This window comes from Bacteroidota bacterium, assembly GCA_034439655.1.
GTDB lineage: Bacteria > Bacteroidota > Bacteroidia > UKL13-3 > UKL13-3 > CANJUD01.
The window spans coordinates 1-15,071 of the sequence record JAWXAU010000152.1; the positions used below are offsets into that span (position 1 = coordinate 1).

The following is a 15,071-nucleotide window of genomic DNA, read 5'->3' on the forward strand; positions in this document are numbered from 1 at the left end:
AAAACAATATGATACGGTGAGCACCAACAAACTTAAATTAATAGTTCAAGATACAGGTTATTATAATGCCAAACTTATATATATTACCAAACAAGGTTGTGTAGATTCATTATATAAAATGAACGTGTTTCGCATATTGCCACAACCTGTGGTATATATTGATAATCCAGCACAAAACCCATTATGTTTTGGAGATAGTTTTATACTTACTGCTATCCAGCGAGATATAAACTATCCACCACTCATTACTTTTAAATGGAATGCAGGATTAGTAAATACACCCAGTATAAAAGTAGATACCGCAAACAATTACTATGTGAGTGCTATTAATAAATATGGCTGCGGTGCAACAAGTAATACGGTAAAAATAAGTTTTCTGCCACAACTGTTTGCCAATATCAAAAAAGCAAAAGACAGTTTATATGTTATAGCAACTAGACCTATCGTATCTTATACTTGGTACAAACACAATATATTATATAATACTGGTTCCTCCCTTATACACCCGCCCACAGGCAGGTATAATGTGCAGGTGGTGGATGCGGATGGATGGTTGTCCCGAATGCTTTCGAGACCACCAACCATCAGCACTTGAGCATCGCACTTTATGATATGCTAGGCAAAAAAGTGTATAATACTGCTACGAATGGAGAGAATAGATATAGTATAAATGTGGGAGGTTTACCGAAGGGATTATATGTACTTTCTGTGGGGAGTGAAATGATTAAGGTTGTGACAGAGTAATATGTTCACCATTTGGAAAGTTTGCAACTTTCCAAATGGTAATGCTACAAATTACCCAAAATACTCCACATAATTATTAGGAGTTTCGTATAATTTCACGCAATGTAAACTACAATTTTCTGTATTGATATGAGGTTCTAAACGGGCCCAAATAGCCATCGCTATATTTTCGATACTGGGAAGCACACCTGTTAGAAATGGCACATCGAGGTTCAGGTTTTTATGGTCGAGGTGGTCTGTTACTTCTGCGACAATGAGTACTTTCAACTTTTTTAAATCGAACAAAAAACCGGTATCGGGATTGGGTACTCCCTTCACAGTTACATATAAATCGAAATTATGCCCATGCCAGTTTTTGTTGGCACAGCGGCCAAATACTGTTTCGTTCTGCTCATCGCTCCAGTCGGGTCTGTGTAAACGGTGTGCCGCATTGAAATGCTCTTTGCGGGTAATATATACAATGTTTGATGCCATAAATAATACTGCAAATTTAAGTTCATTTTGGCTTGCGAATTGCCTTAATTTTGCAATTCCTAAAAAATGTTGTCGCATAGAATCATCCTATATATATCCCTACTGTTAGCTCCCATTGCAGCGTGCAGTCAGAGTACACCAGGCTGTGTTGATTCCACCCGCATGGATCCCTATTATCAGGGTTGCGACCACAGTGCTTTTTCGTTTCTGCCTGTATGTGCTTGTGGCAAAACCTATTTTAGCAGTTGTGTGGCCGAGCGTCAATATGGTGTATACGCTACAATATGGCAGGATGGTGTATGCGATAATTTTGCTTACTTCTTTTATCCCAATCCACTATTTCCTAACGGAACTATTTTTAAATTATTTATCAAGTTCAAACAAATAGAAAACAATACAGCCACCTTTTATGTGATGGATGTTTTTGGCCGCATACGTTATAGGTTTTATATACAAACCCCAGCCCAACAAGAAGTATATGACTTGCCCGATTTATCGTACCTAGAAAGTGGAATGTACCTTACCATTGTGAACAGAAATAATGAAGAAAAATTTCAGAAACTGGTGATAGCTGGCTCGCAGTAAAGATGCAACCCACTAGTCTTTTTCTACGTTATATAGTGTAAGCGTCTTATTTTTGCAAATTCTAAATGAAGTATATCTATCTTTTATCCCTAGCTATTTTATTATATAGTGGCTGTGCCAAAAAGGCCACAGTGCCTTCTTACGTGCATGTGGAACCTTTTATAGTTACTACCGATGGAGCTACACAGGGAAGCAGTGCTTCAAATATTACCGATGTGTGGTTATATGCCAACGGGCAATTACAAGGCATATATGAATTGCCGTGTGCTGTTCCTGTTATAGAAAATGGGAGTGTGAAAGTCGCATTTCGCCCAGGGATAAAAAAAAATGGAACTGCTAACGAAAGGACCTATTACCCCTTTTATACCTATGTGGATACGGTGCTGCAATTGGAAGCGACCAAAACAACTACTTTCACACCACAGATAACTTATATTCCAAACCTTACTTATACTTGGCTCGAAAATTTTGAAACTTCTAATACGACCTTAAAGAAAACGAGTTTCAACCAAACATACGATTCGCTGCAAATATGTACCGATACCAATATTACCTATAAAGGTGGGCACAGCGGAAGAATAGTACTTACCAAGAAGAATGAAATATTTGAATATGCTTCTAAAACACCTTTCACCTTGCCTGGCAATGGAAGGGACATATATATGGAGCTTAATTATAAAACCGACCTACCATTAATTGTTAGCTTTTATGATAACTCTATCAATGGAGTCAATAAATATGCTTCAGTGGTAACTATTAATCCCAGTACTGTTTGGAAAAAAATATATATATATTTGAGCGAAGAAATATCGAGCAAACTCAATAGCCAAGGGCCAACTACTTTTTCTATGTACTTCAATGCTATGAACGATGCCGACCAGACCCGTGTAATCATGTTGGACAATATTAAACTGATATACCGTTGAACAAAAAACTACAAACCCTTAAATATTTAATTGCAGATGGTATTGCCGCTGTGGGTGCGTGGATCTTGTTCTTTATTTTCAGAAAATATTATATTGAACCCGAAAAATATGGTTATGATATTGGCCTCCATTTCGACTCACAATTTTATATCGCATTGGTACTAATTCCTGTTTTTTGGCTATTATTATATTGGTCGGCTGGGGCATACAGGGAGCCCTATCGACACACCCGCTTGCGTGATATTATACGCACCTTTAATACTTCCCTGTTTGGTGTTTTGGTTTTGTTCTTTACCTTACTTTTAGATGATGAAGTATCATCTTATAAAACTTATTATAAAACTGTTGGCACCTTGTTTTTATTGCATTTTATCCTATCTGTTATAGGCCGATTAATCATCACTACACAAACAGTTAAATTAGTAAGACGCCGCAGAATAGGCTTTAATACTTTAATAGTAGGTTCGAAACAAAAAGCCTTGTCATTATATAATGAATTGGAAGGCGAAAAACTTTCTCAAGGATACTTTTTCAGGGGGTATATACAAGCCAACGAAAACGGAAACACGGCCATGGGCGGTGTTCTCCCCTATCTGGGCAATATGGATAATATCATCACCATTATCAAACAAAAAAATATAGAGGAGATTATTATAGCCATAGAAACCAGCGAACATTTTTTACTCAATAAAATTTTAAACAAGCTCGATGACGAAGATGTAGTAATCAAAATCCTACCCGATATGTATGATATACTTACAGGATCGGTTAAGATGTCTCACTTGTTTGGGGCACCGCTTATAGAGGTATCACGAGAGATAATGCCACCCTGGCAAGTAGTGGTGAAAAGGCAAATGGATATGGCAGTTTCATTGATTATATTATTATTGTTTAGTCCCTTATATATTATACTTGCTATTTTAGTCAAACTCGATTCTAAAGGGCCCATATTTTATAAGCAGGAAAGAATTGGCCGTGGCAATAAACCCTTTTTTATATATAAATACCGTACCATGAAAGTAGGTTCCGAAAAAGGCACACCACAACTTTCGAGTAGCGGAGACGACCGCCGCACAAGGCTTGGTAAATACTTACGCAAATACAGATTGGATGAACTACCACAGTTTTGGAATGTATTAATAGGTGAAATGAGTTTGGTAGGGCCGCGACCTGAAAGACAATTTTTTATTGACCAAATATTACAAATAGCTCCTCATTATAATCATTTATTAAAAGTAAGACCAGGCATTACCAGTTGGGGCCAAGTGAAATATGGCTATGCTGAGAATGTGGATCAAATGATTGAACGACTAAAATTCGATACGATTTATATCGAAAACATGAGCCTAGCTTTAGATTTTAGGATTATGTTTTATACTATAGTGGTAGTATTTGGAGGGAGAGGGAAATAATTAAAAAAGATTTAAGAATAAAGATTTTTGGTGTAGCGTATTTAACTTTCCAAAAGTTTGGAACTTTTGGAAAGTTAAATACGCAGTATACGCATACCAAAAAAAACTTATTTTTTATTATTTAGGTTTTATATTTGTGCAATGAAGCACAATTTACTTAATTCTATAACCTTGTTTTTGGCCACCTTCTTATTTTTGGTCATTAGTCCCGTTGCTTGAGCCTCACACATTACAGGAAGCGAATACACTTATCGTTATTATTCTCTTCGAACAACGCGGTATATTACGAAACAAAACTGGTGATTTACAGAGATTGTAAGTCAGCAGCAGGTTTTGCAAATCCTATCACTGTAGGATTATATAAAGCGACCAATTATTCATCGATTGGCACACGTCAGGTATATATGACAGGTAAACCTGTCGATATAACACCATGCAATTCATCGGGTAATTGTATAGAGCAAGCAACCTATATTGATACTGTGAGTTTGTCGGCTAACCAAACTTATGGTCAAATTTTCACTTGCGGAGCAAGTCAAAGGAACAACGCTATTATAAATCTTGATTTGGGTGTTACACAAAGCAATGACAAAAAAAGTATGGGATGGCAAATAAATATACCATCACCAAACACTTATATTAATAGTTCGCCCAAATTAGGAAATAGACTACAAAATATTTTAGCTACTAACAAAAAAATGATTTTGGCCAATAATATTTTTGACGCTGATGGAGATTCACTAGTATATAGTTTCGTTACACCTTATGGATCAACCTCAGGAACACCTGGTTCAGGGTATGCAGTGCAGCCACCTTTGAGTAGTATACTTTGCGATTGGGCCAGCGGTTATTCTGCTACAAAACCTTTTGGTTCCAATGGTTCTATATCGATCGATTCTGTTACTGGCAAGATAACTTTGTACGCACCAAGTTCGAATAAATATGTCGTAACTATACAAATTGATGAATATAGAACTACGCCAAATCAATCGCCTGTATTTATGGGCGAAACAAGAAGAGATTACAATTTATTGCACAAGCTATATCCAACTATTATCCTCCTGTTTTTGCAAATTATGGTGGCACCACTACCAAAACTATGTACGCAGGAAAAAACAATTGCTTTAATATTTCAGGGATTGATTCTTTAGGTGATTCTATCACCATTTCGGGCAGTGGGATAATGCTCGATTCCATATATGGAGGCCAATCGTCATACGGAACATTTGCAAGCAAAATAGACGATAGCATTGTATCGCAACAATTTTGTTGGACACCCTCCTGTAGTCAGATTAGCAGTAGTCCTTATTTGCTTTCTGTGGAGCTTTTAGATAAGAACTGTAATTATGCATCGAAAACATTTCTTATATATGTGGACTCCTTAAAAGACAATACCATCAATGCTACTATATGCAAAGGGAGTTATTATAATTTCAATGGAAAACAATTAGATTCGGCAGCAACTTATATTGATACTGTTGCAAGTGGCCCCTGCAATGTGAATTCATCTATTATTGAAACACTCAATTTAAGTGTCGACACTCCAAGTGCAAGTTATTTTTCAGCAAATTTTTGCCCCAACCACGATTATAATTTCAATGGAAAATTGCTGACAACCGCAGGAAATTAAACAGATACACTTAAAGCTGCATCAGGTTGCGATTCCATTGTGCAATTAAGCTTGAGTATTTTAACGAGCAGCTACGATTCCCTTACCGCCACGATTTGCCCCGGGTCGAATTATAATTTCAATGGGGAACAAATTTCAAATGCAGGATATTATTATGATACTACCACCAACGATATTGGTTGCGATTCTATTATATTTTTTCAATTAAATGTAGGATCCTACAGTTATAGTAATATACAGGATAAAGTTTGCCAAGGAAATAGTTATAATTTTAATGGCCAAAATATTACCAATGCGGGAAATTATGCCGACACGGTAAAAACTGCAAACGGGTGTGATTCTATCGTAAATTTAAGTTTGAGTGTATTGCCTGCAAGTATTGATACCATTATTGTTTCCATCTGTCCTGGATATAGCTATTACTTCAATGGGAAAAATATTTTGAAGCAAGGATATTATTATGATTCTACCACCAATTATATAGGTTGCGATTCTGTTACTGTGCTGAATTTAATTTCGGGCAATTATATTTATGGCTTAGTAGTAGACACTATATGTAAAGGAAGTATATATAATTTTAATGGGAAAAATATTTCAAATACAGGAAATTATACCGATACTTTAAAAACTAGTGGTGGCTGCGATTCTATCATAACGCTTGTACTCACAGTAAACAATCTTAAATCATTGGGAAATATTTCGGGCAACTCAAATGTATATATGCATGATACCCTTACTTATTCTGCAAGCAGCAACGCTTTTGGTTTTGTATGGACAGTAGCGGGCGGCACTATTATAAGTGGACAAGGGACGAATCAGGTTCAATTGCTATGGGATACTGCTAACACAGGAAATATTTCAGTATATTCAAACTGTTATGATGCCAGTAGTTTAAATATTACGATTACCAGTGGAATTAATATAGTAAATCAGATATCAGGGATGAACATTTTCCCCAATCCTTCTGATCGAAATTTCTATATACAATTTAGTGAAGTCCTTGTTTCAAAAACTTCATTGAATATATATAATATTATGGGTCAAAAAGTATATTATACTATTTTACAAAATGGAACACAAGCCTATAAAGTTAGTCTCGGGCATTTGTCGAAAGGTATATATATTCTTTGTGTAGGAGGTGAAAGGGTTAAGATATTGGTGGAATAAAAAAGCCATCACTTATTTTGAGTGATGGCTTTTTTAAATTCGTATAGTAATATTATTTTTTACCTCCTTTTTCTCTGTTTACTATATATACAGCGTGAATTACAGCACCGATCCACAAAGTAAAAATAAAAAGTAAAATATTAACTACTACTGGAGTGGTTTTCCAATCAGTTGCGATACCTACTGCTAATGGAGGAAGGAACACACACAAAATATACAATAATATCAGTGAAGTGTCGTCGGTGCCATTATCGTTATTAGAAGTATTTTCGTAACATTTGAAGTTGGTTTTAATGTAGTATTTTTGTATTGTTCGGGCAAGCTTTTAATCACTTTACGAGCTTCCTTAACTTTTGAAGGGGATTGCTTTTTAGTTAAGATAACTTTGGAGTCTGGTGCCGATATGGAACCACTTTGTCCTATATTAGGTTTAGGATGAATTACCTTTTCCTTTACCGTGCTTTTCTCAGTGACAATTTGAGATTCAATTGGAGAAACAACAACTACTTTTTGCTTAGTTGTAGCTTTTAATAAATCATTTCTGCATTCAAATTTTTTAGTCCCGAAATTTATAGACCCGCAAGATGTGGCAAAGATGGTAATAGCAAAAGCTATGATAGGTAATTTTTTTAATTTCATATAAATTTATTTTTTTAAACTAATAGGGAATAAATGACTATTGTAGTTTTTATTTATGCACAATGTTTTAACTGGGAAACATTATGTTCATATTGTATTTAAAAGGAATATAAAAATTACCAAAAAAACCCTTATTCTTGCAGCTAATTTATACCCCATGGAATTATTTAGCGACATTCTCACTTTTATAAAAGAAGTTTTCTCGCAGAGCGATAATTGCGACCTGCGTTGTGCCATTGAACATTTTATTACTGCCCACCAAAAGCTCACCTATGCACTATTGATGCTCATTATATTTTGCGAAACAGGATTGGTAGTCACCCCGTTTCTACCTGGCGATTCTTTATTATTTGCCTCGGGCATGGTAATAGCGAGTACTGCCGCACTTAATATTTGGTTGCTCATTTTGCTACTAATAATAGCCGCTATATTGGGCGATAATGTGAATTATTTCATCGGGAAATTTTTGGCCAAAAAAGGAGAAGGTGCAAAACTGTTTGGTGTATTCACCATAAGAAAAGATTACCTAGACCGTACTCATAAATATTATGAAAAGCATGGTGGCAAAACCATTATTATGGCACGTTTTATTCCTATAGTTCGCACCTTTGCTCCCTTTGTAGCGGGTGTGGGTAATATGCAGTACTCACGGTATATGACTTTTTGTATTATAGGTGCGGTGCTATGGGTAAGTTCCATGTCGTTGGCTGGCTATTTCTTGAGTAGCAATGAATTTGTGAAAGCCCATTTCGACCATATCGTTTTGGCCATTATAGCAGTGAGTGTATTGCCCGTAGTTTTGGGTTTTATTCGTTCGCGGAAAGCTAAGTAATTTTAGATTTGTAAGTACCCAATAAAATAATACATTTGCAGAAACATTAATACTCAAAATTTATGAAAAATATTTTAATTCTATCAGTAGCCCTCGCATTATTTGCCTCTTGTGGCAACAAAACAGAAAACAAAGAAGACAAGAAAGATTCTGTTTCAACAAGTAAAGACGAAGGGAAACCAGAGAACAAAAGCGAAGAAAAAGTTGAGGCCAAAAAATTAACGATGGAGGATTTGGTAGGCACTTGGCAACAAACCGAATCTGCCCAAAACCAAGGTGTTCAAGCATCGGGCACACTTTCCATTATTTTAAATGCCAATGGTAATTTTACGCACACTGTTAGTACTGCCACCAATATGAACCCAATGGGTGTCACAATGCCATCGTTGAGCCAAAGTGGTAAATGGAGTTTGAATGATAAAACAGTAAATCTGGGAGGGATTGCCAAGTTAGAATATGACGAGGATACCAAAACCTTAGTGAATGTGGCTGAGCATGTTTCATTGGTGAGAAAATAAAATTGCATATTGCATATAATAGTAGTGCCTCAAATACGATCCTCAAATCTCATCCGCTGGCTGCGGACTGACACCTAAATCCTCAAAAATGAAAAAATTACTCATCATTCCTGCATCGTTATTGATATTTACAGCATGCGGCGATAAACCCAAACCTGTTGCCGATAGCAGTCAATCTGCAACTGTGAATGAGCAAAAAATTGTAGCAACCAATGATAGCAATCCTGCTAACAAAACTGAGAAGACTGCTCCGGCAAATAAACTAAGTATGGCCGACTTGGTAGGCACTTGGGAACAAACCCAAACACAACGAAATGGAGCAGACCTTGTGTCGGCTACCATCACGGTGCAGTTAATGAAAAGTGGGGATTTTATTGCCACTGCAACTACCACAAGTAATATGGGGACGCAAAAATCGCCTGAACAAAAAGGCAAATGGACCTTATATGCAAATACTGTGAGTCTGAGCGGTGTGCGAAATTTGATTTATGAGGAGAAATCCAAGCTTTTGGTGGATGATATTAATAAAGTTGCCTTGGCGAGGAAATAATTTTTTCGGAATTGGTGAATGAAACATAATGAATTGAAGCTTTGTAGGACGAACCCGTAATCGGAGACAATAATACGATTCGCCACCGCCAAGTATCGTTCATCGAAAACCCGGTTCGCCGTTTCGACAATAGCGTTATCATATCTTTTCCTTGCCTATATTTGCGGCAAAATGCAGACAGCTATAGCACCCATTCGTATGGTCGATTTAATTGGCCAATACCAAAAGATAAAGCCCGAAATAGACCAGGCTTTGCTCGACATTATGGAACGTGCGGCTTTCATTAATGGTCCCGAAGTGAAACAATTTCAGGCTAACCTTGAAAATTATTTGCACGTTAAACATGTTGTTCCCTGTGCAAATGGTACAGATGCGTTGCAAGTATGTATGATGGCTTTGGGTTTAAAACCAGGAGACGAAGTGATCACTGCATGCTTTACTTATGTAGCTACTGCCGAGGTAATAGCTTTGCTAGGACTGAAACCCATTTTGGTGGACGTGGATCCGATAACTTTTAATATCGACCCTGCAAAAATTGAAGCAGCTATCACTCCAAAAACAAAAGCTATTGTTCCTATACATTTATTTGGACAATGTGCCGATATGGAAGCCATTATCAACATCGCTAAAAAACACAACTTATATATTATAGAAGATACGGCCCAGGCCATCGGTTCCGATTATACATTTACTGACGGTAACAAAAGCAAGGCAGGAACGATGGGCAATATGGGGGCTACTTCATTTTTCCCTTCTAAAAACTTAGGGTGCTTCGGCGATGGTGGTGCTATATTTACCAATGATGATGAGCTTGCTGCAAAAGCCCGAATGATATGTAATCATGGGCAGAGCAGATTATATTATCACGACGAGATAGGGGTGAATTCCAGACTCGACACCATGCAAGCGGCTATTTTAGATATAAAATTAAAACATTTAGATGACTATAATACTTCACGCAGAAATGCTGCTGACTATTATGATAAAGCTTTTGCCAACCATCCAAATATAAAAACCCCTCACAGAGCCTCCAAGAGTACGCATGTTTTCCATCAATATACTTTACAGCTTTGTGGCGTTGATCGCAATGCATTGAAAAGTTATTTGGAAGAAAATCAAATTCCCGCTATGATATATTACCCTGTGCCTTTGAACCAACAAAAAGCATATATACAAGAAGGTAGTTTTCCTGTTACTGAGCAACTATGTAATTGTGTTTTATCATTGCCTATACATAGTGAATTGAGTGAAGAACAATTATCATATATAACAAATACATTACTAAATTACAAATTCTAATCCTTCGATATCCACCGCGGCGGATAGGATGACAGTTGTCAGTCTGAGTCTATCGAAGACAACATTTCGACAATCTCAATGTGACAAACAAAATATAAAATATAAATATAAAAATGAAAATTGCTGTAGTAGGAACCGGATATGTAGGCCTTGTAACAGGTGCCTGTTTTGCCGAAGTAGGTATTGATGTAGTATGCATAGACATTGATACAAACAAAATTGAAAACTTAAAAAAGGGTATATTGCCTATATACGAACCTGGACTTGAGGAAATGGTGGAACGCAATGTGGCCAAAAACCGTTTGCATTTTAGCACCAACCTTCCCGAGAGTATACAAGGTGCCGATTGTGCATTTATTGCTGTAGGAACTCCTCCTGGCGAAGACGGTAGTGCAGACCTAAAATATGTATTAGGCGTAGCTGCTGAGATTGGTAGAAACATGAACCATTATATGGTAGTAGTTACCAAAAGTACAGTGCCAGTTACCACAGGCCAAAAAGTAAAAGCAGCAGTTGCTGCAGAATTGGAAAAACGCAATTCGGATTTAACTTTTGATGTGGCTAGTAATCCTGAGTTTTTGAAAGAAGGTGCGGCTATTGAAGATTTCCTGAAACCAGATAGAATAGTGGTGGGTGTGGAAAGTGGCAAGGCCGAAGAGACGATGAAAAAGCTATATAAACCTTTCACAGTAAATGGACACCCCATTTTTGTAATGGATATACCCAGTGCCGAGATGACGAAGTATGCCGCCAATAGTATGCTTGCTACAAAAATTAGTTTTATGAATGATATCGCAAACCTATGCGAAATTGTTGGTGCTGACGTGAATATGGTTCGTAAGGGAATTGGTAGTGATACGCGTATCGGAAATAAATTTATATATCCAGGAATTGGATATGGTGGATCTTGTTTCCCAAAAGATGTAAAAGCATTGATAAAAACTGCACAAGATAATAATTATAGTTTACAAGTTTTGAAAGCTGTAGAAGCAGTGAATGAAAAACAAAAATCTATATTATTTGACAAAGTAATGAAACATTATAATAACCATATTTCAGGTTTGAAACTTGCCGTTTGGGGATTATCATTCAAACCAAAAACTGATGATATGCGTGAAGCACCTTCAGTGGTTATTATAGAGAAATTATTAGAACAAGGAGCTGCTGTAACAGCCTACGACCCTGTAGCAGCAGAGGAATGCAAGAAACATCATTTAGGCGACAGAATTACTTATGAAGATGATCCTTATAAAGCACTCGAAGGTGCAGATGCATTATTGATTATAACAGAATGGCCCGAGTTTAGAAATCCTGATATGGATATGATAGAGTCGAAAATGAAATCCAAGGTAATTTTTGATGGAAGAAACATATATGATAGTGCTGAAATGAAAGCAGCAGGTTATAATTATTATTGTATCGGTATTCAATAAATATATATGGAGCAAGTCCACATCGAAGGCCGCACTTTTGAATTATTTATACGATACGAAAGTATAAAAGACAGAGTGATGGAAATAGCGAAAGAAATTAGCTATAAATTCGAACATCTTGATCCCGTGTTCCTTCCTATACTCAATGGCTCTTTTATGTTCACTGCCGATTTGCTCAAAAATGTCAATATTAAAAGCTCCGTTCAATTTATTAAAGTGGCTTCATACCAAGGTGATAGCAGTAGCGGACAAGTAAAAAGCTTGTTGGGATTAAGTGATAATTTGGCAGGCAAACATATTATCATACTCGAAGATATTATAGACACGGGTCTCACCATGAAATATTTGCTAGAGGAATTAAACAAACAAAATCCTGCAAGTATTTTTGTGGTAACGCTATTATATAAAAAAGAAAGTTTGCAATACCCCATCATTCCCGATATAGCTTGCTTCGACATTACTCAAGAATTTGTAGTGGGTTATGGTTTGGACTATGATGGTTATGGAAGGAATTTGAGACATATATATAAGGAGAAAGGGGTAAGGGATAAGGAGTAAGGAACTGACGTCGCCTTTCGTCCCGATAATTATCGTGAATGCTCAAGGTGTCATCCGCCGTATGGCCCTTATCCCTTACTCCTTGCCCCTAAAAATGAAAAAATGAAAAAAATAAAACAGTATATAATGCCAGAAAAACAGTTGCAGTATGGCACTGACCACTGACACTGTTTACTGACTACTAAAAAAATTATGAAAGGAATTATACTAGCAGGAGGAAGCGGCACACGCTTGCACCCACTTACATTGGCCATGAGCAAACAGTTGATGCCGGTATATGATAAGCCGATGATATACTATCCTTTGAGTGTGTTGATGATGGCTGGCATAAAAGATATATTAATTATTTCGACGCCACACGATTTGCCACATTTCAAAAAACTTTTGGGTGATGGTGCGAATTTGGGTTGCAATTTCGAATATGCCGAGCAAGCCATTCCAAACGGACTTGCACAAGCATTTGTAATAGGTGAAAAATTTATTGGTAATGATTCTGTTGCATTGGTATTGGGCGATAATATATTTTATGGAACGGGTATAGAAGGCTTATTAAAAAGTTGTAATAATCCCGATGGTGGTGTGGTGTTTGCGTACCATGTGAGCGATCCCGAACGCTATGGTGTAGTTGAGTTTGACAAAGATAACAATGCGATTTCTATCGAAGAAAAACCTGCACAACCCAAATCAAATTATGCAGTTCCGGGTCTATACTTTTATGATAATAAGGTGGTGCAAATTTCAAAAGATTTGAAACCATCTCCACGTGGAGAATACGAAATTACCGATGTAAATAAAGAATATTTAAAGCAAGGAAAATTAAAAGTAGGTATATTAAGTCGTGGCACTGCTTGGTTGGATACAGGAACTTTTGCCAGCCTCATGCAGGCAGGACAATATGTGCAAGTAATAGAAGAAAGACAAGGTTTGAAAATTGGATGTATTGAGGAAGTTGCTTGGCGTATGGGCTTTATCGATGATGAGCAACTAAAGGCTGCTGCAGCACCTTTAGTAAAAAGTGGATATGGAAGCTATTTATTAGGCTTGCTCAAATAATTATATATTATGGAAAAAATTACGGTGTATCATAATCCGCGTTGCAGCAAAAGTCGTGGAGCTTGCACCGTGCTTAATGAAAATAAATTAGAATTTGAAACAGTAGAATATATAAAGAAACCTCCTACCAAAACCAAACTCAAATCCTTATTAAAAATGTTGGGAATGAAACCTATTGACCTCATTCGAAAGGATGAAGATGCATTCAAAAAATATAAAAATATAAAGCTTACGGATGAGAAGCTAATAGAGCTGATGATAGCAAATCCTATCCTAATAGAAAGACCAATTGTGGTTGTAGGAAAAAAAGCTGTTATTGCAAGACCCCCAGAATTAATTTTGGAATTATTATAATACTAATGTCATCCTGAGCACCCCGAAAGCATTCGGGACTGGGAAGGATCTGTTGGCATTGAAAAACATACCTTCGAAACCAACAGATTCTTCGTCTTGTCTTAAAAGAGCACAATCATTATGAAATTAGGAATGGCAAGACACAGAATGACGAAAGAACACAAAAAAAGCCACAGGTTAAGTGGCTTCTACAAAAAATATTATACTAAAGTTTATTATAGTTCGTCGGCATTATAGAAGTAATCATCGTCCGACGGGTAATCGGGCCACACTTCTTCCATACTTTCAAAAGGTTCCCCATCATCTTCCAGTTCTTGCAAATTTTCAATTGCTTCCAATGGTGCTCCGCTGCGAATGGCGTAGTCAATTAATTCGTCTTTTGTTGCTGGCCATGGTGCGTCGTCCAGATATGATGCTAACTCGAGTGTCCAATACATAGTCTTTTGTCTCCTTCTTAAATTTCCCGCGAAATTATCTTTTTTTTTGAAATTACAAGCAACAAAAAAAAATCTTTTTTAAAATAGATTTTAAAAGCTGTATGTCAGGCAAATAGAATAATAACATGGGGTGTGGAGAGTATTTATCGGGAGGTTTGGGGTGGGAATTTATTTTATGGGGGTTTGGGTCGACTGAAAAAATGTCGGATTAATCCGATTTTTTTTCATAATAAGTCAAAAAGGACATCCCTACAGGAGTGGCACAATAGGGACTATTTTATTTACCAAAAGGCCACTCCGCTGGGGTTTTTATAAAGATATTCTAGTTCCATAGGAACGAACTTTTGGTAAAAAGACTATACTCTGCCCTCGCAAGTTTAGCGAAGCGTAACTTGTGAGTTTTATATTGTGAGTCTCTGACTCACGAAGAGTATGCTAAGATATCATATTTATTCAATTA

19 protein-coding genes are annotated in these 15,071 nt (G+C 36.7%); 16 read left to right on the forward strand and 3 right to left on the reverse strand.

The window, feature by feature from the left end; translation table 11 throughout:
* Both SGJ10_11145 and SGJ10_11150 read left to right on the forward strand, forming a co-directional pair.
* Positions 1-595, forward strand: a 595-nt coding sequence (locus SGJ10_11145) for a hypothetical protein (protein ID MDZ4758673.1), incomplete at its 5' end; no start/stop codon positions are given.
* 17 nt (positions 596-612) lie between these two features.
* Complete coding sequence (locus SGJ10_11150; GenBank protein ID MDZ4758674.1) at positions 613-744, forward strand: T9SS type A sorting domain-containing protein; 132 nt, start codon at positions 613-615, stop codon at positions 742-744.
* Positions 745-795: 51 nt separating this feature from the next.
* On the opposite strand, the gene SGJ10_11155 is transcribed toward SGJ10_11150, so the two are convergent.
* A complete protein-coding gene (locus SGJ10_11155; GenBank protein MDZ4758675.1) occupies positions 796-1,206 on the reverse strand; it encodes a 6-carboxytetrahydropterin synthase in 411 nt (136 codons plus the stop codon).
* 78 nt (positions 1,207-1,284) lie between these two features.
* Between SGJ10_11155 and SGJ10_11160 the strand changes: the two genes are divergently transcribed.
* The 6 genes from SGJ10_11160 to SGJ10_11185 all read left to right on the forward strand — a co-directional run bounded on the left by SGJ10_11160 (position 1,285) and on the right by SGJ10_11185 (position 6,938).
* Entirely contained in the window at positions 1,285-1,803 is a 519-nt protein-coding gene (locus SGJ10_11160; GenBank protein ID MDZ4758676.1) for a T9SS type A sorting domain-containing protein, read from the forward strand.
* 65 nt (positions 1,804-1,868) lie between these two features.
* A complete protein-coding gene (locus tag SGJ10_11165) occupies positions 1,869-2,729 on the forward strand; it encodes a hypothetical protein (GenBank protein MDZ4758677.1) in 861 nt (286 codons plus the stop codon).
* Positions 2,726-4,141: a sugar transferase gene (locus SGJ10_11170; protein ID MDZ4758678.1), complete on the forward strand. Its 1,416-nt coding sequence runs from the start codon at positions 2,726-2,728 to the stop codon at positions 4,139-4,141. Before SGJ10_11165 ends, SGJ10_11170 begins: the two co-directional genes overlap by 4 nt.
* A gap of 299 nt (positions 4,142-4,440) precedes the next feature.
* Entirely contained in the window at positions 4,441-5,292 is an 852-nt protein-coding gene (locus SGJ10_11175) for a hypothetical protein (GenBank protein MDZ4758679.1), read from the forward strand.
* Positions 5,241-5,771, forward strand: coding sequence for a hypothetical protein (locus tag SGJ10_11180; protein ID MDZ4758680.1), 531 nt, complete (start codon positions 5,241-5,243; stop codon positions 5,769-5,771). Before SGJ10_11175 ends, SGJ10_11180 begins: the two co-directional genes overlap by 52 nt.
* A 51-nt stretch (positions 5,772-5,822) precedes the next feature.
* Positions 5,823-6,938: a T9SS type A sorting domain-containing protein gene (locus SGJ10_11185; protein ID MDZ4758681.1), complete on the forward strand. Its 1,116-nt coding sequence runs from the start codon at positions 5,823-5,825 to the stop codon at positions 6,936-6,938.
* Positions 6,939-7,163: 225 nt separating this feature from the next.
* Here SGJ10_11185 and SGJ10_11190 read toward each other — a convergent pair whose 3' ends face one another.
* Positions 7,164-7,577, reverse strand: coding sequence for a hypothetical protein (locus SGJ10_11190; protein MDZ4758682.1), 414 nt, complete (start codon positions 7,575-7,577; stop codon positions 7,164-7,166).
* A 157-nt stretch (positions 7,578-7,734) separates the two neighbouring features.
* Here SGJ10_11190 and SGJ10_11195 point away from each other — a divergent pair, with 157 nt between their 5' ends.
* The 8 genes from SGJ10_11195 (at position 7,735) to arsC (ending at position 14,174) form a co-directional block, all read left to right on the forward strand.
* Positions 7,735-8,409: a VTT domain-containing protein gene (locus tag SGJ10_11195; protein ID MDZ4758683.1), complete on the forward strand. Its 675-nt coding sequence runs from the start codon at positions 7,735-7,737 to the stop codon at positions 8,407-8,409.
* 62 nt (positions 8,410-8,471) lie between these two features.
* Positions 8,472-8,927 (forward strand): hypothetical protein, encoded by a 456-nt coding sequence (locus SGJ10_11200; protein ID MDZ4758684.1) that lies wholly within the window; start codon positions 8,472-8,474, stop codon positions 8,925-8,927.
* 88 nt (positions 8,928-9,015) lie between these two features.
* Positions 9,016-9,477 (forward strand): hypothetical protein, encoded by a 462-nt coding sequence (locus SGJ10_11205; GenBank protein ID MDZ4758685.1) that lies wholly within the window; start codon positions 9,016-9,018, stop codon positions 9,475-9,477.
* A 183-nt stretch (positions 9,478-9,660) separates the two neighbouring features.
* The gene (locus SGJ10_11210) at positions 9,661-10,776 is read left to right on the forward strand and encodes a DegT/DnrJ/EryC1/StrS family aminotransferase (GenBank protein ID MDZ4758686.1); all 1,116 of its coding nucleotides are present in this window, start codon (positions 9,661-9,663) and stop codon (positions 10,774-10,776) included.
* Positions 10,777-10,889: 113 nt separating this feature from the next.
* On the forward strand, positions 10,890-12,209 hold the full coding sequence (locus tag SGJ10_11215) for a UDP-glucose/GDP-mannose dehydrogenase family protein (protein MDZ4758687.1): 1,320 nt from the start codon (positions 10,890-10,892) through the stop codon (positions 12,207-12,209).
* Between the two features lie 6 nt (positions 12,210-12,215).
* Positions 12,216-12,767 carry a hypoxanthine phosphoribosyltransferase gene (gene hpt / locus SGJ10_11220; protein ID MDZ4758688.1) on the forward strand — a complete coding sequence of 184 codons (552 nt, stop codon included), beginning with the start codon at positions 12,216-12,218 and terminating at the stop codon, positions 12,765-12,767.
* Between the two features lie 192 nt (positions 12,768-12,959).
* The gene (gene rfbA / locus SGJ10_11225; GenBank protein ID MDZ4758689.1) at positions 12,960-13,820 is read left to right on the forward strand and encodes a glucose-1-phosphate thymidylyltransferase RfbA; all 861 of its coding nucleotides are present in this window, start codon (positions 12,960-12,962) and stop codon (positions 13,818-13,820) included.
* Positions 13,821-13,829: 9 nt separating this feature from the next.
* On the forward strand, positions 13,830-14,174 hold the full coding sequence (gene arsC / locus SGJ10_11230) for an arsenate reductase (glutaredoxin) (protein ID MDZ4758690.1): 345 nt from the start codon (positions 13,830-13,832) through the stop codon (positions 14,172-14,174).
* 215 nt (positions 14,175-14,389) lie between these two features.
* Here arsC and SGJ10_11235 read toward each other — a convergent pair whose 3' ends face one another.
* Entirely contained in the window at positions 14,390-14,611 is a 222-nt protein-coding gene (locus SGJ10_11235; GenBank protein MDZ4758691.1) for a DUF2795 domain-containing protein, read from the reverse strand.
* Positions 14,612-15,071: the final 460 nt, after the last annotated feature.